Origin of the sequence: Flavihumibacter cheonanensis (genome assembly GCF_022352215.1) — a bacterium.
GTDB classification, from domain to species: Bacteria; Bacteroidota; Bacteroidia; order Chitinophagales; family Chitinophagaceae; genus Flavihumibacter; species Flavihumibacter cheonanensis.
Window position 1 is genome coordinate 39853 of record NZ_JAKRWF010000004.1, and the last position, 24267, is coordinate 64119.

Annotated in this window: 18 protein-coding genes; 12 read left to right on the top strand and 6 right to left on the bottom strand. The window is 43.4% G+C overall.

Annotated elements, in window-relative coordinates; all coding sequences use genetic code 11:
* Position 1 precedes the first annotated feature (1 nt).
* Positions 2-1255 (bottom strand): glutamyl-tRNA reductase, encoded by a 1254-nt coding sequence (gene hemA, locus MD536_RS16620; protein WP_239602194.1) that lies wholly within the window; start codon positions 1253-1255, stop codon positions 2-4.
* A 219-nt stretch (positions 1256-1474) separates the two neighbouring features.
* On the opposite strand from hemA, the gene hemH reads away from it, so the two are divergent.
* Positions 1475-2494, top strand: coding sequence for a ferrochelatase (hemH, locus tag MD536_RS16625; protein WP_239602196.1), 1020 nt, complete (start codon positions 1475-1477; stop codon positions 2492-2494).
* A 112-nt stretch (positions 2495-2606) separates the two neighbouring features.
* Positions 2607-3158 carry a CopD family protein gene (locus tag MD536_RS16630; RefSeq protein ID WP_239602197.1) on the top strand — a complete coding sequence of 184 codons (552 nt, stop codon included), beginning with the start codon at positions 2607-2609 and terminating at the stop codon, positions 3156-3158.
* On the opposite strand, the gene hemN is transcribed toward MD536_RS16630, so the two are convergent.
* Positions 3159-4577, bottom strand: a complete 1419-nt coding sequence (gene hemN, locus MD536_RS16635; protein WP_239602199.1) for an oxygen-independent coproporphyrinogen III oxidase — start codon at positions 4575-4577, stop codon at positions 3159-3161. It abuts the gene before it with no gap.
* 196 nt (positions 4578-4773) lie between these two features.
* On the opposite strand from hemN, the gene MD536_RS16640 reads away from it, so the two are divergent.
* The 5 genes from MD536_RS16640 (at position 4774) to MD536_RS16660 (ending at position 9303) form a co-directional block, all read left to right on the top strand.
* Positions 4774-6963, top strand: coding sequence for a TonB-dependent receptor family protein (locus tag MD536_RS16640; RefSeq protein ID WP_239602200.1), 2190 nt, complete (start codon positions 4774-4776; stop codon positions 6961-6963).
* Between the two features lie 91 nt (positions 6964-7054).
* On the top strand, positions 7055-7429 hold the full coding sequence (locus MD536_RS16645; protein ID WP_239602201.1) for a DoxX-like family protein: 375 nt from the start codon (positions 7055-7057) through the stop codon (positions 7427-7429).
* Position 7430: 1 nt separating this feature from the next.
* Complete coding sequence (locus MD536_RS16650; protein WP_239602202.1) at positions 7431-8168, top strand: DUF2071 domain-containing protein; 738 nt, start codon at positions 7431-7433, stop codon at positions 8166-8168.
* Positions 8159-8911 (top strand): class I SAM-dependent methyltransferase, encoded by a 753-nt coding sequence (locus tag MD536_RS16655; protein ID WP_239602203.1) that lies wholly within the window; start codon positions 8159-8161, stop codon positions 8909-8911. Before MD536_RS16650 ends, MD536_RS16655 begins: the two co-directional genes overlap by 10 nt.
* Positions 8908-9303: a hypothetical protein gene (locus MD536_RS16660; RefSeq protein ID WP_239602204.1), complete on the top strand. Its 396-nt coding sequence runs from the start codon at positions 8908-8910 to the stop codon at positions 9301-9303. The genes MD536_RS16655 and MD536_RS16660 overlap by 4 nt, the downstream gene beginning before the upstream one ends.
* A gap of 9 nt (positions 9304-9312) precedes the next feature.
* On the opposite strand, the gene MD536_RS16665 is transcribed toward MD536_RS16660, so the two are convergent.
* Entirely contained in the window at positions 9313-10011 is a 699-nt protein-coding gene (locus MD536_RS16665) for a LytR/AlgR family response regulator transcription factor (protein WP_239602206.1), read from the bottom strand.
* Positions 10004-10939, bottom strand: coding sequence for a sensor histidine kinase (locus MD536_RS16670; RefSeq protein ID WP_239602208.1), 936 nt, complete (start codon positions 10937-10939; stop codon positions 10004-10006). The genes MD536_RS16665 and MD536_RS16670 overlap by 8 nt, the downstream gene beginning before the upstream one ends.
* Positions 10940-11229: 290 nt before the next feature.
* Here MD536_RS16670 and MD536_RS16675 point away from each other — a divergent pair, with 290 nt between their 5' ends.
* Both MD536_RS16675 and MD536_RS16680 read left to right on the top strand, forming a co-directional pair.
* Entirely contained in the window at positions 11230-12540 is a 1311-nt protein-coding gene (locus tag MD536_RS16675) for a phosphatase PAP2 family protein (RefSeq protein ID WP_239602211.1), read from the top strand.
* A 711-nt stretch (positions 12541-13251) separates the two neighbouring features.
* Positions 13252-13857, top strand: coding sequence for an FMN-binding negative transcriptional regulator (locus MD536_RS16680; protein ID WP_239602213.1), 606 nt, complete (start codon positions 13252-13254; stop codon positions 13855-13857).
* On the opposite strand, the gene MD536_RS16685 is transcribed toward MD536_RS16680, so the two are convergent.
* Complete coding sequence (locus MD536_RS16685; protein ID WP_239602216.1) at positions 13854-15848, bottom strand: tetratricopeptide repeat protein; 1995 nt, start codon at positions 15846-15848, stop codon at positions 13854-13856. The genes MD536_RS16680 and MD536_RS16685 overlap by 4 nt on opposite strands.
* A gap of 202 nt (positions 15849-16050) precedes the next feature.
* Between MD536_RS16685 and MD536_RS16690 the strand changes: the two genes are divergently transcribed.
* Both MD536_RS16690 and MD536_RS16695 read left to right on the top strand, forming a co-directional pair.
* Complete coding sequence (locus MD536_RS16690; protein WP_239602218.1) at positions 16051-17328, top strand: OmpA family protein; 1278 nt, start codon at positions 16051-16053, stop codon at positions 17326-17328.
* A gap of 40 nt (positions 17329-17368) precedes the next feature.
* Positions 17369-18187 (top strand): hypothetical protein, encoded by an 819-nt coding sequence (locus tag MD536_RS16695; RefSeq protein WP_239602220.1) that lies wholly within the window; start codon positions 17369-17371, stop codon positions 18185-18187.
* Between the two features lie 338 nt (positions 18188-18525).
* Here MD536_RS16695 and MD536_RS16700 read toward each other — a convergent pair whose 3' ends face one another.
* Positions 18526-20691, bottom strand: coding sequence for a T9SS type B sorting domain-containing protein (locus MD536_RS16700; RefSeq protein ID WP_239602222.1), 2166 nt, complete (start codon positions 20689-20691; stop codon positions 18526-18528).
* Positions 20692-20829: 138 nt separating this feature from the next.
* Between MD536_RS16700 and ileS the strand changes: the two genes are divergently transcribed.
* Positions 20830-24231: an isoleucine--tRNA ligase gene (gene ileS / locus MD536_RS16705; RefSeq protein WP_239602224.1), complete on the top strand. Its 3402-nt coding sequence runs from the start codon at positions 20830-20832 to the stop codon at positions 24229-24231.
* Positions 24232-24267 lie beyond the last annotated feature (36 nt).

Consider the following 24267-nt stretch of genomic DNA (forward strand, 5'->3'; position numbering starts at 1 on the left):
GTTAATTGGCACCGAAGGCCATGAAATCGTTAATTGCTTCCAGGTAATGACAACCACGCTGGTTTTTTACCCGCATTTTGGCTGCCATCGTGTTGAGCACTTTCTGAATCCGGGTGGCGGCTTCTTCGGTGTTGGCAAAGGTAGTAGTATAAACCCATTGAGGATGCTGTGGATCAGTGCTCATGGTGTTTACGTGAATTTCTTCGAGTTTGAGTTTTACCTGTCCCAGTACGGCCAATTGCTTGCGCATTTTGCACCAGTCGTAAAACTCACCGCTTTGTTCAGCAATCAGGGCAAGTGCTTTGGGCACTTCAGCCTGGCGCTTCAGCAGGGTTTCATCTTTCATGCGCGAAAGCTGGTCAACATTGAGCAGTTCCTTGCCTTCCACTTCACTCACTTCAGGTGCTACGTTATTGGGTATGGACAGGTCAATGATCCATTGTTGCGTACCGGGTTTCAGATGCTCGGGGCGAATAATTGCTTCCGCGGCATTGGAGGCAACAATGATGATATCGGTTTCAGCAACTGCTTGTGCCAGGAAACTGGAGGGCAGTGCTGACAATTCCAATTCTTTCGCCAGTTGCTCTGCTTTTTCGTGGGTGCGGTTCATCAGTGTGATGTTGGTGCAACCCAGGTAATCGATCAGGTTTTTGCAGGTATTGCGACCGATTTTACCGGTACCAATCAGCAGGACAGATTTATTGGCCACACCTGGTACCTTGTCTTTCAGGTACTGAATCGCGGCAAAGGAAACAGAAACCGAGCCACTGCTCAGGGCTGTTTGATTTTTAATCAGTTTGGAAGTTGCCAGCACCTGGTTGAACAGCCGTTCGATAAAAGGACCGATTGCAGCTTTTTCCTTGGCGTATTTGATGGCGATCTTGATTTGTCCGACAATTTCATAATCGCCCAAAATTTGTGAATCGAGTCCGGCTGCCACCTGGAACAGGTGTTGAACCGCAGTTTCAGCGCGATACAGGTAAGCAAATTGGTTGAATTCTTCTTCTGATTGCCCAGTTGCTTCACAGATCAGGGAGATCAGGGTCTCCATATCAGGGGCGAGGGCATAGAGTTCGGTGCGATTACAGGTAGATAAAACGAATAGTTCAGCAATACCGCGGGCATTGACCTGTTCCAGAATCCAATCGTATTGTTCCTGGCTGATGGCGAAACGACTTCTTACGGCAGAATCAGATTTTTTATAACTGAGCCCAACCACAAAAAAATGCTGCAAATCTTTCGGATAATCTCCCATAGTATTCTCACAAATTCCAGTGCAAAAATAACCTGCGGCGATTGATTTCCCGAGCGCTTACTGTCAGTGAATTGTCATATTCCATGATAAATGCCTGATTTGTTGAATCATTTGTTCCTAATAACGAATGAATTGTGTTTTTTATGCATGTGATCGGGGCAGGTTTTTTTCTGCAACTTTGTGTCCTGAAACTTGTTATTTGCATCAAATTTCCCTTCAATGAAGAAACGTGGCATTTTGTTGATGAACCTGGGCTCTCCCGATTCCACTTCGGTTAAGGATGTTCGGAAGTACCTGAATGAGTTTTTGATGGATGAACGGGTGATTGATATCCCTTATTTGCTGCGTGTTTTACTGGTTAAGGGGATCATTGTAACCTTTCGGGCGCCAAAATCTGCCAAGGCCTATGCTTCTATCTGGACGGAAGAGGGATCTCCGCTGATTGTGCTGACCAAACAATTACAGGCTGCCTTGCAGGAGCAGGTGGAAGATCCGGTGGAGATTTGTATGCGATATGGCACACCATCGCCCAAAGCGGCATATGATAAGATGATGAAAGAACATCCTGGATTGGAAGAAGTAATCCTGGCGCCGATGTATCCGCATTATGCGATGAGCAGTTATGAAACCGCGGTTGAGTATGCGAAATTGCAGCATGCCGAAGGGAACTATCCGTTTAAGCTGGATATCGTTCCGCCTTATTATGAAGAACCTAATTATCTGAATGCATTGGCGGAGAGTATTCGGCCGCATTTGGAGCAGGATTTTGATCATATTTTGTTTAGTTATCACGGGGTTCCTGAGCGACATATTTTCAAGGGAGATTGTACCGGAACGCATTGTTTGAAAGTGGCGAATTGTTGTGAAGTGGCATCACCTGCGCATGCGAAATGTTACCGGCATCAGTGTTGGGTTACGACCAAAAAAGTAACGGAACTATTGGGATTACCGGAAGGTAAGTGGAGCATGAGTTTTCAATCGAGATTGGGGCGGGATGAGTGGCTGAAACCATATACGGCCAAGCGGTTTGAAGAAATGCCCGGAGAAGGAATAAAGAAATTATTGGTTGCTTGTCCGGCTTTCATCAGTGATTGCCTGGAAACCCTGGAAGAAATTGCGGAAGAGGGCAAGGAAGAGTTTATGCACGCGGGTGGCCAGGAGTTTGAGATGATACCCTGTTTGAATGTGCATCCGGCGTGGGTACGGACCTTGAAAACATATGTGAAAAGTGAAAAGTGAAAGGTGAAAGAAGGTGAGACGTGAGAGGTGAAATGTGAAAAGGTCTTTTAATGTTGTGTAGCCTCCCGCCTCCTATCTCCTTTGTCTCCCGTTTCCATGCTAATTTACTCCTATGTACTTCTATATTAAGGCCCTCCATATCATCTTCGTAGTTACCTGGTTTGCGGGGTTGTTTTACATGCCCCGACTTTTCATTTATGCTACGGAAGCAGGGGAGAAGGAGCCGTTGGAGAGAGATATTTTGAGGAAGCAGTTTTCCATCATGATGAAACGACTCTGGTATGGGATAACCTGGCCATCGGCGATATTAACCTTAATCTTCGGAGTAACGGTGATGCTTATGGGTGATTGGGATAAAATCCTCTTCAAGCCAGAGGGAAGGTGGTTCCTGATGAAATGGATTTTTATATTGGGTCTATTTGCCTATCATTTTAGCTTACATCGTTTGTTCAAAGAGGAAATGGCAGGGGTGTTCCGATTCAGTTCCACGCAATTGCGAATCTGGAATGAAGTAGCTACCATTTTTCTCTTTGCGATTGTTTTTTTGGTTGCGGTCAAACAGAGCATGAGCCTGGTTTGGGGTATAGGGGGCTTGATCTGCCTGGTGGTCATCCTGATGCTGGCGATCCGGATTTATAAAAAAATCCGTCAAGGCAATTCCTGATCAGATCGCTTTTGAATACCGAATCGATTCAACTCCCTGTTGTTTTTTACGTTGAATGAATAAATCAAATGCGCTACACACAATCCGGATAAAATGATGCCCCTTGGCAGAAAGCGAAAGTCCTTCCTCATTCCATGTTATCAGGCCATCTGCAGCCAGTTCTTCTAATACCGGAAAACTGAATTCTTCAAGTTTGGATAAATCCTCTTTTTTGAAGCTTGTTTTACCCTTGCAACTGATATCGAGGATATACTGTTTGAAGGATAAATCCTCTTCATCCAAAAAGTATCCTTTAGTGATAGCGAGTTTGCCCTGGTTGATTGCCTCATAATACTCGCGGATAGTTTTATTATTCTGCGCATAGGCGTTACCGGTATCACTGATACTGGACACACCCAAACCAATCAGCAATTTGGATGATTGAGTCGTATACCCCATGAAGTTCCGGTGCAACGTTGCCTCTCCCTTCTTCCATTCCTCCTTCTTCCATTCCTCCATCTTCCCTGCTTCCCTCCACCTGGCGAGATACAACTCATCTGTTGGCAACGCAAAATGATCCATGCCAATATCGTAGTACCCATGCATGGCAAACTGGAATTTTCCAAGCCTGTATAATTCCATTTTCAGTTCTGCAGAAGGTAGGTCGTTTTCATCAAAGAGGCGCTGACCGCGGCTGGTCCAGGGCACATGAGCATAGCTGTAAAAAGCGACCCGGTCTGGTTTTAATTTTAACACCTGTTTCAGAGTCCGCTCCATGGACTCGGTCGTTTGTCTTGGTAAGCCATAGATAAGGTCATAATTCACAGAAGTATAACCAATTTCGCGTGCGATCTCAGTTACTTCCTGCACTTTGTAAAAAGGCTGAATCCGGTTGATGATTTTCTGCACATCCGGATCATTGTCCTGCACTCCAAAACTTACCCGACGAAAACCCAGCTCATACAAGGTTTTCAGGTGATCGTAGGTAGTATTATTAGGGTGGCCTTCAAAACTAAAAGCATGATCATCGGCAATAGTACAGGACCTGAGAATGGGTAACAAGAGTTTTTCCAGGTTTTCAGGTGAGAAAAATGTAGGTGTACCACCACCGAGGTGGAGTTCGCGAAGGATCGGTTTTTCCTTCATGAGTCGTAAGTAAAGGGTCCATTCTTTCAGGACAGCTTCTATGTATTCGCCTTCTACTTTATGGTTGGTGGTAATCTTTTTATTACAGCCGCAGTAGGTACAGAGGCTCTCACAGAAAGGAAGGTGAATATACAGTGCGATCCCGTTTTGGGAATTCTCAATGGAAAACTGCTCACTGAAATTGGTCTCCCATTTTTCCACTGAAATTTCCGGCTCCCATTGAGGTACAGTAGGATAACTGGTGTAACGTGGAACCGGTCGGTCGTATTTCTTAAGTAAGCTGGCGGTAATCATGCCGCAAAGAAAGAGCCGCAAAGGGGGTTATGCACTGACTGGGGTCGTATTGGGGCCTGATCTTCATCAGTTTACGCTGTTTTTCTGTCACGGAATTGTCATTTGCTGATTTTTCCGCATTTCGTAAATGCTTTTTCCGCTTTGCGTAAACCAAAAATTTTGCGGTATTTGATCTTTGCGGCCGAAAGAAACTGATATGATAAAGAATGGATTCTTAAGTGGAATAGCGATGCTGGTTGCAGTAGCGGGAATGACCCAGGAAGCAGCAGACACAGCCAGGAAAGAACAGGAAATGCCCCAGGTGCTGGTGGTTGGGTACAAGGATAAATTGTTATCAAAGGTACCGGGATCGGTATCCATCATTCGGTTTAAGGAGATTCAGCAATTAGCTCCCATCAGCGGAAATGATGTCATGCGCCGGGTACCAGGATTGAATATTGTGGACGAGGAAGGAGCTGGATTACGTATTAATATAGGGGTACGTGGACTGGATCCGGATCGCAGCCGTAATTTATTGATATTGGAAGATGGTGTACCGGTTGCCCTGAATCCATATGGTGAGCCGGAAATGTATTTTACACCAGTAATTGACAAAGTACGATCCATAGAAGTATTAAAGGGAAGTGGCCAGGTGCAGTTTGGGCCGCAAACCATTGGAGGGGTGGTTAATCTTATTACAGCCGATCCTCCTGCAGAAGAAAGAACAGAATTGAGAGTGAAAGGCGGTCAGGGTGGGTTTTTCTCCACCTATGCGAGTTATGGCAACACTGTTGGCAATATGGGCTTTAATGTTAGTTATCTGCGTAAGCAAGCAGATAATATTGGTCCAACCTGGTTTAGAATTAACGACCTCAGTGCCAAGCTGCGGTTTCAGCTGAGTGAAAAATCATCTATCGGGATGAAACTCGGTGTGTATGATGAACTCTCTAATTCAACTTATATAGGTATAACGCAATCGATGTATGATGCTGGCGGTTCTGATTATGTAAGGCTGGCACCGGATGATCGGTTACCCGTGCGCAGGTATAATCTCAGCGTTACGCATTCCCTGCAAATCAATCCACGCGTTAATTTACAGACCACTGCATTTGCGTATACCACTACCCGAAACTGGCAGCGACAGGACTTTAGTTATTCTTCCACTGCAGCCAATCAAACCGGTGTGATTTGGGGAGATCGGTCGGTAACTGGAGGAGCAATTTATATGCTGAACAGCAATGGGCATCGCAACCGGCAATTTGAAGTAATGGGAGTGGAGCCCCGGCTTACGGTAAAAGGAAAGATTGGTGATAAAGAAAACAAACTCAATGCAGGAGTTCGCTACCTCTATGAAAAAGCGAGAGAGCAATTTGTATTGGGAAAAAAAGCAGATGCAACGGCCGGGGATATGCGCGATAATGAAATACGGAGCGGGCATGCCTTGAGTGGATTTATTCAGGATGAGCTGGGTATTACCAAACGTTTTACTGTGAATGCAGGCGTTCGACTGGAAAGCTTCAATTATAATCGTCGTATTTTAAGAGGACGTTTTCCGGTGAATGGTGCCACCGTAGTAGCTGATACAAATGTATTGGCAAAGCAAAATGTGCTTGCAGTTATCCCTGGTGGTGGATTTAATTATGTGGTGAATGGAAGTTTGAATCTGTTCGGTGGAGTACATCGTGGATTTGCTCCTCCGAGAACCAAGGATGCCATCACTTCTACTGGAATGGCAATAGATTTGGATGCAGAGAAAAGCTGGAATTTTGAATTGGGATTACGTTTCAATCATGCTAACTGGATTGAGGGCGAGCTGACCTTCTTCAAAATGGACTTTGACAACCAGATCATTCCGATTTCGCAGTCGAGCGGCAGTACCAATGCAACCGGACTCGCAAATGGTGGTAAAACTGCCCACACTGGAGTTGAAGCTGCTGTGCAACTGGATTTTGGTAAGGCTTTCAACTGGAAACACAGTCTGCAAGTGGGTTCCAATTTCACCTATGTAAATAGCGTGTATTCGGCTGATCGTTTTATCACCAGTGGAACAGAAAAGATCAACATCCGCGATAACAAATTGCCCTATGCTCCTTCCTTTATCTGGAATGGTACAGTAGGATTTGAGTCTAAAGGCGGACTGGGAATTCGTTTCTTTGCCAATTATGTAGGTGAGCAGTTTGCAGATGAGTTGAATACCGTGGCGCCATCTGCCAATGGACGTATTGGTCGTATTGACAGCAGAATGGTATTTGATGGTACTGCCTATTATCAATTGAATAAAAAAGTGAACTTCAATATCAGTGCGAAGAACCTGGGTGATAAGCGTTATATCGCGAGTCGCAGGCCGGAAGGAATCAGAGTTGGTATGCCGGCTTTTGTTACGGTGGGTGTGGAGCTCACTTTGTGAGCGGTGAAAGGTGAAAAGTGAAAGGTGAAAGAATTACAAGACCTGTGTGTAACACAGGTCTTTTGTATTATATTGGGGGTAAGGAAATTCTATGAAAAGAATATTGGAGGTAGTAATTGCGTTGGTGTGGTTGGTAAATGGCTTGTATTGTAAGGTGATGAACGGTGTCCCTAGGCATGAAGCGATTGTAGCAAAGGTGTTGCAATTGCAGGAAGCAAGGGTACTAACCCTGTTAATTGGATTGGCTGAAATTGGAATTGCGATATGGATTTTTAGCCGCTTTAAATCCAGGCTGGCAGCAATCGTTCAAATGTTGTTGGTCGCCACTATGAATTTACTGGAATACCTATTGGCCAGGGATCTTCTGCTATGGGGCAGCTGGAACAGTGTATTCGCATTACTCTTTATCGCACTCATTTATTTTACAGAATTTGCGATCGCTAAATCAGTATCAACCAATTCCTAGTATGATGCAATTCCTCAAATCCCACCCATTTGCAGTAGAAGCCTATTTTGATTCTTCGGTAGTACTCAGTTTTGCTGTTCCGAAAGAACAACTGATTCACCTGATACCTCCCTGCCTGGAGCTCGATCTGCTAAACGAACAATATGGATTCATTGCAGTAGCGATGGTACAAACCAGGAAATTGCGTCCCAAAGGATTCCCGGCTTTTATGGGAAATGATTTTTTTCTTATCGGATACCGGATTTTTGTTCGTTATAAAACAAGTGAAGGAAAACGTTTGCGAGGCTTGTACATTCTGAGGTCTGAAACAGATAAAAAAAAGATGGAGTGGCTGGGTTCGCTGTTCACTCAATACAAGTATCAGACCATTGATATCAAGCAACAACGGGAAAAGGACATTCAACTTATACAGTCTGATTCATCCGGATTGCAGGTAAAGTTCAGACGGGCCGAACAGGAAATACCATTGCCCAAACAGTCGCCATTTACGGATTGGAAAGAGGCAAGGAGGTTCGCCGGACCATTACCCTTTACCTTCAGTTACCTGGAAAGAGAAAAAAAAGTATTGATAGTTGAGGGAGTAAGAAGCAACTGGACTCCCAAACCTGTTCAGGTATTGGAATATAAGATACCTTACCTGGAAAATATTGGTGTAGAAAGTCCGGTATTGGCGAATGCATTTGAGATAACAGAAATTCCTTATTACTGGAAAAAAGGAAAAAAAGATTCATGGAGATAATCAGGAAACCTTACCAGGGAGTTTGGAATATTGTTCGCTTTAACTGGCCCTTCTATGTAGTAGCCGGTTTTGTAATCCTGTTGGTGATTGGAATTGCTGGTTATTTTTCCGGATTGATTTATTATTTCCTGCTGGCCGCTGCTTTTGCTGCATTTTTTGGAATGGCTGTTTCCCTGCTCGTATCTCACTATATTTATGATCGTTCGGGGTTATATGATTTTGACTGGCTGGATGGATTGGCTTTTCAAAAAGCCGGATCTGCACTCACTGTAAATGCTGGTTTTGATGAAACCACGGAGATATTACAACATAAATTTCCATCCCTCCGATTTTCGATGGCAGATTTCTATGATCCCCTTTTACATACCGAACCATCTATCGAAAGAGCAAGAAAAATCTATCCTCCTAAACTGGAAGTTCAACCGGTAAATACTGCTGATTTACCTTATGGTGATCAGCAATTTGATATAATATTTGTACTTCTTTCCGCCCATGAAATAATAAATCCAAAAGAACGTGTTTTGTTCTTTTCAGAGTTGAAACGGGTGCTTTGTGAAGGCGGAAAAATAATTGTTATGGAGCACCTGCGGGATCTGCCAAACTTCCTGGCCTACACCATTGGATTCTTTCATTTCCATTCTCACGCTGCCTGGACAAAATGTTTTGAACTGGCCGAACTGAAACTGGAGCGGGAGGAAAAACAAACAGCTTTCATCAGCCTATTCATACTGACAAAAAAATGATTCAGCAAATTCAAATCGTAGGAATCGCGCTTATACTACTGGCGCTTTTACACCTGATTTTTCCAAGGTATTTCAATTGGAAAAAAGAGCTGGCAGGCTTAAGTGTCATTAATCGTGAAATGATGATTGTACATACTTTTTTTATTGCACTAACCGTGCTGTTGATGGGAATCCTATGTATAACAAGTGCGAATGAACTTTCTGAAACAACTTTAGGAAAAAGACTGGCTGCTGGTATCGGTTTGTTTTGGTTTATCCGATGGATCGTCCAGTTTACAGGATATTCTTCGGTGAACTGGAAGGGAAAAAATTTTGAAACAGCAGTACATGTTTTTTTTAGCCTGTTCTGGACGTATGTAACTGGCTTGTTTTGGTGGGTCGCCTTTTCCTGATGAATTCGTTCAGGATAATAGTTGGGATAGATTGTCCCGGTAACTTCTGCCGATAGGGATGGTGTGACCATTGATTTCTGCTTCTTCAGCAGTAAAGGAATCAATTTTGGAGATGGAAACAATGAAGGATCGATGCACCCGGAGAAACTGGGAAGGAGGGAGGCGGCTTTCAATTTCAATAGTACTCATTTTGGTCAGGTATTCGGTATTGATTGTCACGAACCGGATGTATTCCCGCTGGCTTTCAATAAATAGAATTTCAGAAAGCAGGATTTTTATTTTTTTCTTTTGAACAGAAATGAAAAGAAAATCTTTTTCAGGCGCTGGCGTACCGCCAGGGGTATTCTTATCATTGTTTTGTCTCACCTTATTAACAGCAGCGATAAAGCGATCGAACTCTATGGGTTTTAATAAATAGTCAACTACATTTAATTCGAATCCTTCTACTGCATATTGGTGATAAGCCGTGGTGATGATAACCTGGGGTCGCTTTTGTAAGGTTCGCAGAAAATTCATCCCTTTTAACCTGGGCAGGTGGATATCCAGGAAGATAAGATCTATGGATTCTTTCTGTAAGAACTCGGTTGCCAGCAAGGCATTTTTGAAATGCCCTTTATATTTCAGGGAAGGCAATTGATCAATATAATCAATCAGGATCTTAGCTGCCAGTGGCTCATCTTCTATAACGATACAGGAAATACTAGACATGCGATTTGGTATTTATGTACAGGTGAGCAGTGAATACAGTCCCTACTTTTTGATAAGCAAGTTTGTAATCTGTATATAACAATTCCAGTTGCCTCCGGATATTCGATAAGCCAATGTTTTCTTTTATTGGTTCGTCTGGTGAATCATCTCCTGTAGAATTTCGAACAATAAAATTGACCTGGTCATTATAAACTGTTAAGCTGATTCGTACAAAAGGAGCTTCAATTGTTTCCGCACTCCCATGTTTAAATGCGTTTTCAACCAGGGGAATTAATAAAAGTGGCGGAATGCGGGTCGATTGTTCTTGTATATCAATATCAAATCGGATGGAGAGTTGTTCATCGTAGCGTAGTTTTTCCAATGAAATATAATCCTGTATAATTTGTACTTCCTTCTCAACTGGAATGAGCGGGGTATTGGTTTCATATAACATGAACCGAAGGATTTTGGATAGTTGCATAACGGAACTCGCGGTCCTGTCCGACTTCTGTAAGGCTAGTGCGTAAATATTATTAAGGGTATTAAATAAAAAGTGCGGGTTGGTTTGTGATTTAAGGTAATTCAGTTCGGCGGCCTGTTTGGCTAGTTGCAATTGTTTGGTCGTTGACTTCAATTTCGTGTACCGATAGAAATGCCGGATGATACTAATGTATAAAAATCCTCCGAGGCTATTGGCCATATGATCACCTAATGACATGGCATTTTCCGGACTACCAAGTGGTGTATGAATACCAATCCCGATTCCAAGATATCGCCACAGACTGGCACCAACAGTAAAAAGAAAAATGGTTAAAAAGATAGCCGGTATCGCCTGTAGAATTCCTTTTCTTATATAGGGAAACAGGTATTCAAAAAACAGAATTGTGACTGCTGTTATGAAACATAACCACCAGACCTGGTTCCAGAAAATGGCGGAAGCATTTTCCATGTCTTGTGGAATATAAACAAGCCACCTCAGGCAAATGAGCGACAAGGATATCCAGCCATACAGTTTCCAATTAATTTTTGAAGGCAAACCAGTTCAGTTAATGCTTTAAAGTAAAGATAAATTTCTTCCCTTTCAATAATTGCGTCTTGAACCTGCCTCCTTGTCTATGAATAACAGATTAAAGGCTACCAATTGTTCCAAGCGGGTTGGTAGCCTCCAATCCGTTGTCTATTGACGCAGTAAAATTTGAGCAGAAGCAAACTGTAGGTTCGATGAAAATTAACCTTCACATGAAATCATTTTATCTTGGCTGGCTCGTTGTATTACTGTTACCACTTCCAGCTATATGTCAGTCTGAAAACCCAGTTGCCAGTTGGCCAACCTTCTTTATCAAATCGAACCAATCTGCCTTACCTGCGCCTCCTGCTGTTAAAACAGAGCTGAATGCTGTGTTTAGCAAGCAGTCCGCCATGTCTCCGGAGTTACTGGCAGATATAAAGTATTGGAGTGCCGGTGCCCCGGGTTACAGATGGGTTAACTGGATCGAAGAACTCTGGCTGTCTTCGAATGCCGGTGAAACAGGTCCGGTATCGGCACTGGTTATGCAGGTTGCCATTTATGATGCAACCATTGTCGCCTGGAAAGAAAAATACAAGTATCGTCGTGCTCGTCCTGCTGAATTGGATAAGCGGGTAAAGCGATTTGGACCTGCATTGGAATCTCCTTCCTATCCCTGTGAAAATTCAGTAGCGGCAGGGGTGGCAGTTACGGTGCTCCGTAAATATTATCCTCAGTTGGCAGATTCTGCTATGAAATTGGCAGAACGTGTAATGGAGTCGAGAGTGGCAGCGGGACAGGCTTTTCCAAGTGATACAAAAGCAGGATTTGAATTGGGGGTAAACATAGCTAAACAGGAGCTCGAGTACGTAAAAGATTTTCCACCGGCAGTTCAATGGGATGGTAAAAGACCCGAAGGAAAACAGATCTGGCAGGGTACTCCGATGTTTGCCAATGCAGGGTTATCAAAAACAGTGATGCTAAAATCTGCTGATCAATTTCGTCCGGGTCCACCTCCTGATTTTACCAAAGACATGCAAGAACTGAAAGCATTTAAACCTGGATTTGGTTCAACTGCCAATGCCTTTTATTTTGCTACTGAATCCTTCTGGTCTGATATTTTGGAGAAGAAAGTTTTTGAACACAACCTACATCTGAATCCGCCTAAAGCAGCCTTGATTTATGCCACCGCTGCCATGGGTATGTACGATGGATTTATTTCCTGCTGGGATGCAAAATATACCTATTGGGGTACACGTCCGGATCAGTATGATACCAGCTTTAAACCGGTATTGTTTTTCTCTCCGCCGTTTCCAGGTTATCCATCCGGACATGCCATGGTTGGAAGTGTGATGGCGGAAATCTTATCACATTTTTTTCCTGCAGATGCTGCCTATTTCCGCAAGCGTGCAATTGATGGTGCTGAGTCCAGGTTCCAGGGTGGCATTCATTTTCGAACGGATAATGAAGTCGGACTGGAAATGGGAAAGAAAGTGGGGGCGTGGATTTTGGAGGAACTAAGGAAGAGGGGGGCGGGAAGATAGAGTAAAGGAAGAAAGGCAATTGGAAGACCTGTGGGTAACACAGGTCTTTTGTTATAAACTGAAGTACCATTTGGGTTCTTGTGTAAAAGGAGTTTTATTTTTTATATGTAAAAGGCCAATGAGTTTGTTACTTTATTCCTGGCTGAAATAGATTTTCTTTATTGCCATTCCCATGCCTCCATGAAATCTTAAAACGAAATAGTCTGGAATCTCTATCAGATGCTCAATTGCCTCCAATTGGATCCTTGATTCTCCGAATTTGTCCTGAATGAAAATTGATGAACCATCTAAAGTAATGGATGTAGGCTGACCAATAAATTTTGAGAGTTCTTTATGGATATGTCTTTTATAATGCCTTTTATATAACCATCTTGTATAGTGGGAATAAAAAACAAATGTGCATATACTCAGCATAAGAAAAAAAATAAAGAAACTGCCATTGGCTGCATCAATCATCAGTAATCCAGTAATAAAAAATGCTACTGGCGTGAATATTCGCCTGAGTAATACTTTCTGTTGAATTAATTTATTCTTGGATGTGGTGTACAAATAATATTGTAAGTATTCATCCTCTGACACAATATAATTAATTGTCACTTTTTTGATGTCAAACTACTCAAATAATCATGAACATCAAAATACCGTGAAATTTTAAATGGATTGCTTGTTTAATCCATAAAGATTGCATTTTGCAGTGTAAAAGGAATCGATATGTATGTACCTGCTGCTTTCCGCTTTGAAGATGTGACCGACATGATAAGTTTTATGAAGCAATACAGCTTTGCGACCATCATTACAGTGAAGGAGGGGCTGCCTATTGCCACCCATTTGCCATTTCAGATTCAGGAGCAGAAAGGAGGATTGGTGCTCAGATCGCATTTTGCAGCTAACAATGAACAGGCTGGAATCATTGAGTCAACAAACTCATTGGTAATCTTTACTGAACCGCATGCATATATCTCACCCGCGCAATACGACAAACTGGAGTCTGTACCTACCTGGAATTATTTGGCTGTTCATGCCTATGGAAAGGCAAACATTGTACGGGATGAAAAGCTGGTACAATCCATGTTGGAAGAAATGATACAGGAATTCGAACCCGCTTATTTGGAACAGTGGAACGGACTCACAGATAAATTCCGGAAAGGTATGATGAAGGGCCTGGTAGCTTTTGAAATACCCGTTACTGATTTGCAGGGTAAGAAAAAGTTGAGCCAGAATAAAACAGCAGCAGAGCGCGATCGGATAATAAGCAGGCTGGAATCCGAAGGCGATGCAGCAGCTAAACAACTGGCTCAACATATGCGAATGGGTTAATCAAATAAGGCGGCTACCACACCCTTCCTGCTTACTTTATAATCATCTGATCCTGTAAGCAAACTTTTATTGTTGACCGATTCGATTCCTCCATAGTTGGAGCCAACTTTAATTCCTCCAATTGGTAGCGGGTTGATGTTGAGTCCGAGTTTATAAGTATTTCGAATACCGAAATCACTGAATTGTTTATTGTCATCAAAGCTGAGATAAAACTGCGACTTAGCTTCGATCTTTAAAATACGGGCAATTTTATCCTTGATGCCTACGCCGACCAGCAAGGTAGATTTCCCGGTTTTAAATTCATGTTCAAATCCTGCCATCAAAGCACCGCCTGCTTCGATGGCATATTTGTTACAATCCGCCTTTACAGATACACCGCCAAGATCCACTTCAATATTTAACCAGGACGGGCAGCCCATTTTCCATTCCCGATCCGCCTGCACCAGGCTATCCAGATCAGAAGGCTTATAATCCGGAATACATTCGCCAAGCAGGTTACTTACCTCCCCTCCGGTGTACATGAGCATGGCCAGACTTAGAAAATTAAAATAACCGGCTACCGCATTGTATACCATGGCCTGGTTGGCAGGTGAGGGATCCAGTTGAACGATGGCAACCAGTTGGTTGATATAAGATTTCCATCGTTGTGCACCCAAATCAAAAATGGGTTTTACCTGGCTTCCTACTTCTCCCAGCAGTTTGTCTGCCAATGGTCTTTTCTGGTTCTCGCAACAGGCAATGGCAAATTCCTGTTGAACCGTGATACTACTACCAGCAGGCGCTTCGGGGCATTTAACGCGGGTGATTGCCATGCTATTCCGGGTGATGATTTCTTTTAATAATTCGGATTCACTATCTCCATACGGAATAAGATATTCTGGTGTGAATTCATTGCCCAGTTCTTCCAGCATAGCTTCCACCAGATCGAAGTATAAACCCGGATATGCATCCGCATCCTGGCTGGCAGCCATATTGACCTGCAAGGCATTGTTCATCCAGAACAACATTTCTGCCTGGATACTTGCTGCATAGGTCTGCAGTTCGTTTTTTCTTGCTGCCAGTTCTTTGGTAGAAGAAGGATAATCTGGCAAGGAAAACTTGCCAAGTGTGATTTCTTCAAAATAATCTTTTTCACCCGCGCCTTTGTATTTGTTACGGTTTCGGGCAATCGCTCCCACATTGAACTTCTTCCCCATTTTGTAAGCCATTGCCAGCGTTGATCTTCTTAAGGAAACACTCAGTTCCTTTTCAAAGTATAACATCGCTTTTTCGTACTCCTTCTTGTAGTAATGAATCATTCCCATACTATGATTGGCTTCGGGATTCAAGTCATCAATTGCAAGGCACTCATTAAAATAATTCATGGCAATTTGCATATCACCAAGTCCCATATAGGCCTGTCCGATGTTATTTAAAAGTGTGCTGCTGTTAGGTACTTTTTCCAGTCCATACATCAATAGGGGAATTGCTTTCTGTTCCACCCTGCACATAGTTAATATAGAAGCAAGATTATTCAGACTGTTGATTTCATCCGGATCTCTTTTAGTGACTTCCATTAATAGTAGCAATCCTTCTTCGGGATTATCCTGGTAGAAAGAGGCAATCGCTTTATCATCGATTTGCTCAACTGTAAGTGATTCTACCTGCTTATTGATTTCTTCAATTTTAGGAGCAGGAATTCCCTTTTTTATCTGCTGTATGGATTGCTGCAGACTGGTGCTGATCTCCTGCCTGGTTGGCGGACGGGAAGGAATCAGGGAGAGTCTTTTTAAATCCTTGGCTGGAGGTTTTAATTCCATTTCGGGAAACGCAACTGGTGCCAATTGAGAAGCCTGGCTAATCAGTTTTTGTTTATAGGCTTCCCTTTCTGCAGGACTCATTTTCAAGAGTTGGTTCACATCAACAGCTGTTGGAGCTGGTGTGGATTTATTTGTTTGTCCGTAGCTGTAAATTGAAATTAACAGCACCAGGATCATTCCTGACAATTTCATTTTATAAGGTTTAGGGTAGCAAATATCTTTTCATGTTACATGTTGTATAGTCCTGGTTTACATGAAACGTTGTTTTTTATGTATGAACTGAAAGGGAAAAAATCACATTCCGTTTCATTCACGGAAAAATACAGTTCATAACTATTCTACTTGCTATAGCGATGGTATCAAGTCAAATTTGTCCTTCAAAATTGAAAGCAATATGAAGCGGATCGTTATATTCTCTATATGTTTCGGAATAACAATTGGTGGCTATTCGCAAACCAGGATACTGAATAAGGTGAAATCTAAAACAACTGCCAAGGTTAACCAGCGTGTAGACCGCCATATTGATAATGCTATCGATAAAACCCTCGATGAAATCGAATCAGGTGGTAAAGAGGCCGTGCAAACTGCTGATACAACCAAAGAACAAAAGCAGGTGGCTAGCAAGGGAATCAATACACAGTCCAGGTTTGATTTTATTCCGGGTGAGCAATTGGTTTATTTCAATGATTTCAGTTCTGATCCGGTGGGTGAACTACCGATCAACTGGAATACCAATGGTACTGCAGAAGTAGTGACAATTGAAGGGCTGGAAGGAAAATGGGTACAGCTTTTTCAGAATGCTACTTATCTGACTGACAATACCGATTCCCTATCGGAGAATTTTACAGTTGAGTTTGATTTGATCATGAAGCAAACCAATCCCAAAGCACCCTTTCCGGTACTTGCCTTTGGCGTATTGGCATCCGGTAACTACCCGGCCTCAGCGAACGAACTCTTAAAGGGATATACTGAAACATTTGCTACTGAATTGAATATCCAGCCACTTGGAAATAATGACTCACAATTGCATTTGTACACATTTCAGAATCGATCGAAATACCTGAATACGGATTTGAAGCGCTATGGAAAGTTGCAGGAATATTTCAACCGGGTATTACATGTATCAATGCAAGTGCAGAAAGAACGGTTACGAATATGGCTCGATGGCATCAAGCTCTATGATCTGCCAAAAGCAATAGCACCCAATACAATCATTAATCAATTCTATTTGGTAGTAAGACGATATGGTGGTGAAGAAGCTGAAGTAGGATATGCCGTCGGTAATATCAGGATGGCGAAAGGGCTGCCTGATACCCGCCATAAACTGCTGAACGAAGGCAGGTTTTCCACTACCGGAATTTTGTTTGAAAAGGGGTCCGCACGCATTGAAGAGCAAAGCAATGGTGTACTGAAGCAGCTTGCTGAGGTATTAAAAGGCGAATCTGTTCGAGTAAAAATTATTGGTCATACTGATAGTGACGGAAATGATTCCGGCAACCTGGAATTGTCAAGAAAAAGAGCCGCCGCTGTAAAAACAACCCTGGTGGAAAACTTTGGCATTGACGCATCGCGGATCGATACTGACGGTAAAGGAGAATCCGAACCAGTTGGTGATAATCAATCAAAAGCTGGTCGCGCACAAAACAGGCGGGTTGAATTCATCCGGCTTTAATTACTGCATTAACTATAATAACAATAAACCTTTCCTAATCATGAAAAAAGTAAATCTATTCATCGCCGTATGCGTGGCGATTCTTTTATCCGGCTTATTTGCCTTTCAATCCGCCAACCGTTTTGCTGATGATTTTTTAAAACAACTGGGTATCAGCAAGACAGATGCGGATCAAAAAATTGCAGGCAGTTTTCTCTGGGGTTCTCTTGACCAGCAGGGCGTTCGCAATGCCCGCAATATTGCAGTAGGCAATCGCGCCGCCGTTGCCAGCAGCCTGCTTGCATACGTAAAGAAATATGTTGCGAGTCCGGCTTTTATTAAAGAGTACAACGAAATGCGGGAGAAGGCCAAACCGGAACTCTTCGTGCCTCAAACTCCCGATGATATGCAGAAAGATATGATAACACAGGGTAAAAAGGGAATTGCAGACATGGAAGAAAGTGTAAAAAAAGCAGATCCTTCCATGAAACCGATGTTTGAAAAAATGCTGGCGGATTTAAAAAAGCAGCAGGTGGCTAATGAGGATCCGAACAATAAACAAATTGCTGCCTATAGAAAAAATTATCCGCAATTTCAAAAGGATGCGGAAGCGGGAAATCAGCGTTTGCTGAAAGAATGGGAAACCAAATATCCTGTGAATCATATGTTGTTTGTAAAAACCCGGTTGCAGCAATTTCTGGATGAAACTAAAGACATTGATTTTGATGCAGAACTCATTGAAAAGAATGGTGTAAAATACTTTGTGAATAAGAATTACGAGCAGAAAGGCAATCGCTGGAAAATGGCTTTTCGTGCAGGAAAACCGGTGATTGAAACTGCGAGAAAATTTACAGAAAACTGGATGACTGAAATTAAGTAAAGTATAAAAATGAGGAAGGGGGCTAGACAACCCCCTATTTTAACCCCTAAACCCTAAACCGTAGAAAGATTACCAGTTCGAGCTGGTATATTTTTAAGATGTGCGTCACATCTGTTTGTTTTGATTTTCGCTTAAATAATGACCAGAAATTGTGCCAAAGCTGGAAAATGTGGAAAAATCCAGGGTGCTTATTGGCTGTAAATGAGATTTTTAACAGAAAAAAGAGCTCATGTTCTCGCGTACTCTTGCCCGTTGGGGACTTTACTTTACGGAATTCGTAATTCTACCAGCTTGGACCTGGGATTCTGTCGCTAGTAAATATTACAGATGCTTTCGGGTTATCGGACGAGGAGGAGTTGTCCCTTCTTTCGTATTTGTACGCTGGTTCGGTCTCTTGCTTCCAGCACCCAGATATAGATTCCGGAAGACTGAGTTTGTCCTTTTAGTCTGCCATCCCATGCCTGTTCCGGAATGCCGGATTCAAATACCAGTTGCCCCAGCCGATTGTATATCCGGAGTTTATAGATTTCAAATGAACCATCTGTGATGGGTTTCCAGGTATCGTTGCGGCCATCACCATCCGGACTAAAAGCAGTTGGGAAAAAGAGTCCGGCTGCTTTACGAATCCGAACCCGGATGGTCGAGGTTTCACTCCAGCAATTCCCCTTCTTAATTCTGATAAAATAGGTTTTGTCAGAATTACCGGCATTTATGGTAAAGACTCCGGTGAAAGAACTATCAATTGCGGATGTGGATCCTGAAGCTTGATCAAATAGAAAATATTCCAATCCCGGTTCTGCAGCTATTACGATTTCAACTGTAGCATTTGCATCGGTCCATACTTCTCTTGATTGTGCTGGTGCAAATTCAATTCTTACTGCAGGTACCTGTATCGGTCCCAATGTGGTTTCGCAGGCTCCGGCGCTTTGCCTGCTGACCAGGAAATAATCGCCAGCTGGTAACCCGGTAATCTTTTTTTCTGTACCCAGGGATTCACCGGTTGAGGAAGTCCATTTCAATTGAGTACTAGGATCCAGGTTAGGCAAGCTGAGTTCAAGGGAACCTGTGCTGGCTTCACAGGTATCAGCAGTGATTCTGATGTCATTAAGCCGGATAAGATTGGATTGATTGGCCATCGGTTGCAGTGATCCGGTCTGACCATTTTTAGTAACAGTCAGAAAATAAGCGCCTGCCAGGAAATTATGCGAAATGGTCCAGTTGCCTTCTGCGTCAGCGGTAGCAGCATTGATATAGGTTTTAAGCGGACAGGGATCTGAGCAATTGGTGCCATACAGTTGCACTATGGCTCCCGGGTCCGTTTTCCCTCTCAGAATATTTTCAAAATAATAGGTGATGGTATTGCTACCCTGGATTGCTGTTGTTGAAGGATGGATCTCTCCTAATAGCTGGTTCTGCCATACGATCATTTTTCCTGTACCATATTGCCAGATGGAACCACGAATGCGGTTGGTTCCCTCTCCATCAGCTGTTCCAATAGTAACTTCCTTACAATCTGTAACGGTGATGGCAAACCGCAATTCTGCACAGGCTTGTGAACTGCTGGAACCAAGTAAGTTGGCCCGCATAAAAACCGGATGCTCTATGAGTTTTAATTCGATTGCCCTGTCAACCGAGTAGAGAAAGTTATTTTCAATAAGCGTTTTTCCATTGTTGCCAGTACTTCCTTCCAGTCGTAATAGAAAAGTGCCATCTGAAATCGGTTGTCCATCTATGTTGTTTGCCTGGTTATCGATGAAGTTTATAAAATCGCCAGCGGTATTACTTGCTTCCGTAACCTGCAATACCGTATTGACAAAAAGATTTTTCTCCATACTCAGGCGTTTTGCATTGGCCAGGTAGATACCATTGTAATCAGCTTTAGAAAGCACTGTATTCAATCCCACTATATTTCCAACAACGTGAACATCTCTCACAAAACCGGCCTCAACACCATTACGGGTTTCATTTACCAGGGCAACCATCGCACCCGAAAAAAGATTACCATTTTCTTCTTCACCAATTTGGATTTGGCTTGCATTGCTGAGCTGAATACCAGCTACTGCCAATTCAAATTGAAAGGGCCCCAGGAGGTTTTGAAAAGCGATGCCCTTTATCGTAATATCAGTAGCCTCAAGTATGCGGAAAAAATGGAAGCGTTGAAAGCTGAGTGGACCGGTGAAATTAAGAATAATGCCTGCATTGATGCGGGGCACACGCGGTCCCGTGGTACTGCTCCCATCTATCAACAGATTGGAAGGAAGAGGTGGTAACTCGGAACTCAATTGAATGGTTGGCAGGGCAGAACCAGAACCAGTAAGCGTAAAGAGGATTGTATCTTTTTCTGTGGTGCCATTGGCAGTGGCGGAAAGGATGGCGTTTCTCAGGCTACCCGGGCCATCATTTGCGGTGCTGGTAACCAAAAAGGTTGCTGCCCGGAGGGTAGATCCGGAAAACAGAAACCCACAAAGGAATCCCAGGAAACAGGCAAAGCAGTGTTTGGTCAAGTGGATGGCTTCACCTAAAATTACAAATACCTGGGCTAGAGGTTTAAGCTGCGATCAGGTTGCGGTCAAATTTCAGTAACTTCGCGTCTATTTCGATCTTTTAGTTTTTATAAGCACTTAAGAATCAGCTAGTTATTTATGGCAGCCAAGTATCGTGAGTTTCAACAGTTGAATTTACCATCCATCGAGACAACCATTCTCGAGAAATGGGCAAAGCACCAGGCATTTGAAAAAAGTATTGAAGTGCGGGAAGGGGCTCCTTCATTCGTGTTTTATGAAGGTCCGCCGAGCGCGAATGGTATGCCTGGCATTCACCATGTGATCTCTCGGACGCTGAAAGACCTGGTTTGTCGCTATAAAACCATGCAGGGATTCCAGGTGAAAAGAAAAGGCGGCTGGGATACCCATGGATTGCCTATTGAACTGGGAGTAGAGAAGGAATTGGGTATTACCAAAGAAGATATTGGCAAGAGTATCAGCATTGAGGAATACAATCAGAAATGCCGGGAAGCGGTATTGCGGTTCAAGGATAAATGGGATGAACTGACCAATAAAATGGGTTACTGGGTAGACCTGAAAGACCCTTATGTAACCTTTGAAAACGAATATATCGAAACCCTCTGGTGGTTGTTAAAACGCCTGCATGAAAAGGGATTACTTTATAAGAGTGTTAGCATCCAACCCTATTCTCCTGCGGCCGGAACCGGACTGAGTTCACATGAACTCAACCAACCTGGCACATATAAAGATGTAAAGGATACTTCTGCAGTTGCGATGTTCAAAGCAGTAAAGGATGAGAAATCGCAGTTTCTTTTTGATGCCGTTGAGTCTTCCATGCGTCTCACTTCTCACGTCTCACATCTCACGTCAGACATCTTCTTCCTGGCCTGGACCACCACTCCCTGGACGCTTCCAAGCAACCTGGGGTTAACTGTGGGACCGAATATCGATTATGTTTTGGTGCAGACCTTCAACCCGTATACACATTTGCCTGTGAATGTTGTACTGGCGAAATCCCTGCTGGGCAAGTATTTCAAGCCGGAAGGCGAAAATGGTAATTTTGAAAATTATTCAGCAGAGACTAAGTTATTACCCTGGAAAATAATTGCTGAGTTCAAGGGGTCTTCGATTGAGCGTGCCCGTTATGAACAACTGTTGCCCTATGAAGCAAACAGTCCGGCTGTAGCAGGAGGTGATCCTTTCAGAGTGCTCTGCGATACCTTTGTAACCACCGAAGATGGTACCGGTATCGTGCATACAGCTCCAGCTTTTGGTGCGGATGACTTTAAGGTTGGAAAGAAATATGGAATTGGCTTCCTGGCCATGGTGGATAGGGAGGGAAAATTTGTAGACGGACTGGGAGAATTCAGTGGTCGCTTTGTAAAGAATTACAAAGATGATCCGAATTATGTGGATGTGAATGTTGACATCAGTGTAAAACTGAAGAAAGAAAACCGTGCGTTTAAAGTTGAGAAATACGAACACAGTTATCCGCATTGCTGGAGAACAGATAAGCCGGTATTGTATTACCCGCTGGATGCCTGGTTCATTCGTACCACAGCGGTAAAAGACCGGATGGTGGAATTGAATAAAACCATCAACTGGAAGCCCAAGGCAACCGGTGAAGGCAGATTTGGCAACTGGCTGGAGAATATGGTGGACTGGAATCTGAGCAGATCCCGGTATTGGGGAACACCTCTTCCGATCTGGAGAACAGCAGATGGAAAGGAAGAAAAATGCATTGGATCCATTGCTGAGTTAAATGCGGAAATCCGTAAGGCAAATGAAGTGCTGGGTGGAGATATCAATAAACATTATTTGCACGATGGCATCCTTGATTTGCATAAACCCTATGTGGATGAAGTGGTGCTGGTAAATGAAAGCGGTCAGCCTATGCATCGGGAACCGGATTTGATTGATGTGTGGTTTGATAGTGGTGCAATGCCTTATGCACAATGGGGACTGGACCAGGAGAAGCTGAAAGCAGGAGCAGAGCAGCCCTTCAATGCACCCTTTGAGCAGAATTATCCGGCTGATTTCATTGCAGAAGGCGTGGACCAGACCCGTGGCTGGTTTTATACCTTACATGCATTAGGCGTATTGTTGTATGATAGCGTTGCCTACAAAACAGTAGTGTCGAATGGATTGGTACTAGACAAGAATGGCAATAAGATGAGTAAGCGCCTGGGCAATGTGGTGGATCCTTTCAAGACCATTGAAACCTTTGGCGCGGATGCTACCAGGTGGTACCTGATCACCAATGCATCCCCCTGGGATAGTTTGAAATTTGACCTGGAGGGTATCCGCGAAGTGCAGCGGAAGTTCTTTGGTACCTTATATAATACCTACCAGTTTTTTGTACTCTATGCGAATGTGGACGGATTTGCTTTCAAGGAAGCTTCCATCCCATTGGAAGAACGCCCTGAAATTGACCGCTGGATACTGTCGTCTTTGAATACACTGGTGAAGGAAGTGACTGCGGCATTTGATGATTATGAACCCACCCAGGCTGGACGACTCATTGAAGATTTTGTGGATGAGCAGTTGAGCAACTGGTATGTGCGTTTGTGCAGACGCCGGTTCTGGAAAGGTGATTACAGCCAGGATAAAATAGCTGCCTATCAGACCTTATATGAATGCCTTGAGACCATCGCAAGGCTGATGGCACCGGTATCGCCCTTTTTTGCAGACTGGTTGTTCAGCAACCTGAATGAGGTAACGGGTCGTCTAAATGGAGAATCTGTTCATCATGTATTGTATCCAAAGGCTGATGAAAGCCGGATTGACCAAAGCCTGGAAGAGCGGATGAAACTAGCCCAGGATGCCTCTTCTCTGGTATTAGGTTTGCGGAAAAAAGTGAATATCAAGGTACGGCAACCCTTGCAGAAAGTGCTAATCCCGGTATTGAACCCGGCGATGAAAGAACAGTTACTGAAAGTGGAAGACCTGATCAAGTCGGAAGTGAATGTGAAAGAACTGCAGTACCTGACCGATGCGGAAGGATTCATTAAAAAGAAAATCAAGCCGGATTTCAAGGCGCTGGGTAAGCGGGTAGGGGCAAAAATGAAGGCTGTATCGGCCGCCATTCAGGCCTTTGATCAGGAAGCCATTTCAAAGCTTGAAAAAGAAGGATCATATTCTTTGGAAATTGATAGCGAACCCTTAATATTACAAATCCATGAGGTGGAAATATCCAGCGAGGATATTCCGGGCTGGCTGGTAAGCTCAAAAGGAGCACTGACAGTGGCCCTGGACGTGACAGTGACACCGGAACTGGAGCAGGAAGGCAATGCACGCGAGCTGGTGAACAGAATCCAGAAGATCCGTAAGGACAATGGATATGAACTCACTGACCGGATTGCTATCAGGCTGGCAGGAATTGGAAGTCTGGCGGATTCGGTTAAGCAATTTGCCAACTACATTAAAACAGAGGTTTTGGCGGATGAGCTCGAATTAGTAGATCAGCTAAACGAGGGCATTCCTGTGGAGGTGAATGAACAGGAGGTCAAAGTTTGGGTGAATAAACTAAGCAGATCCTGACATATAAATAGGACATTGATCACCGGAAAAAGGAAT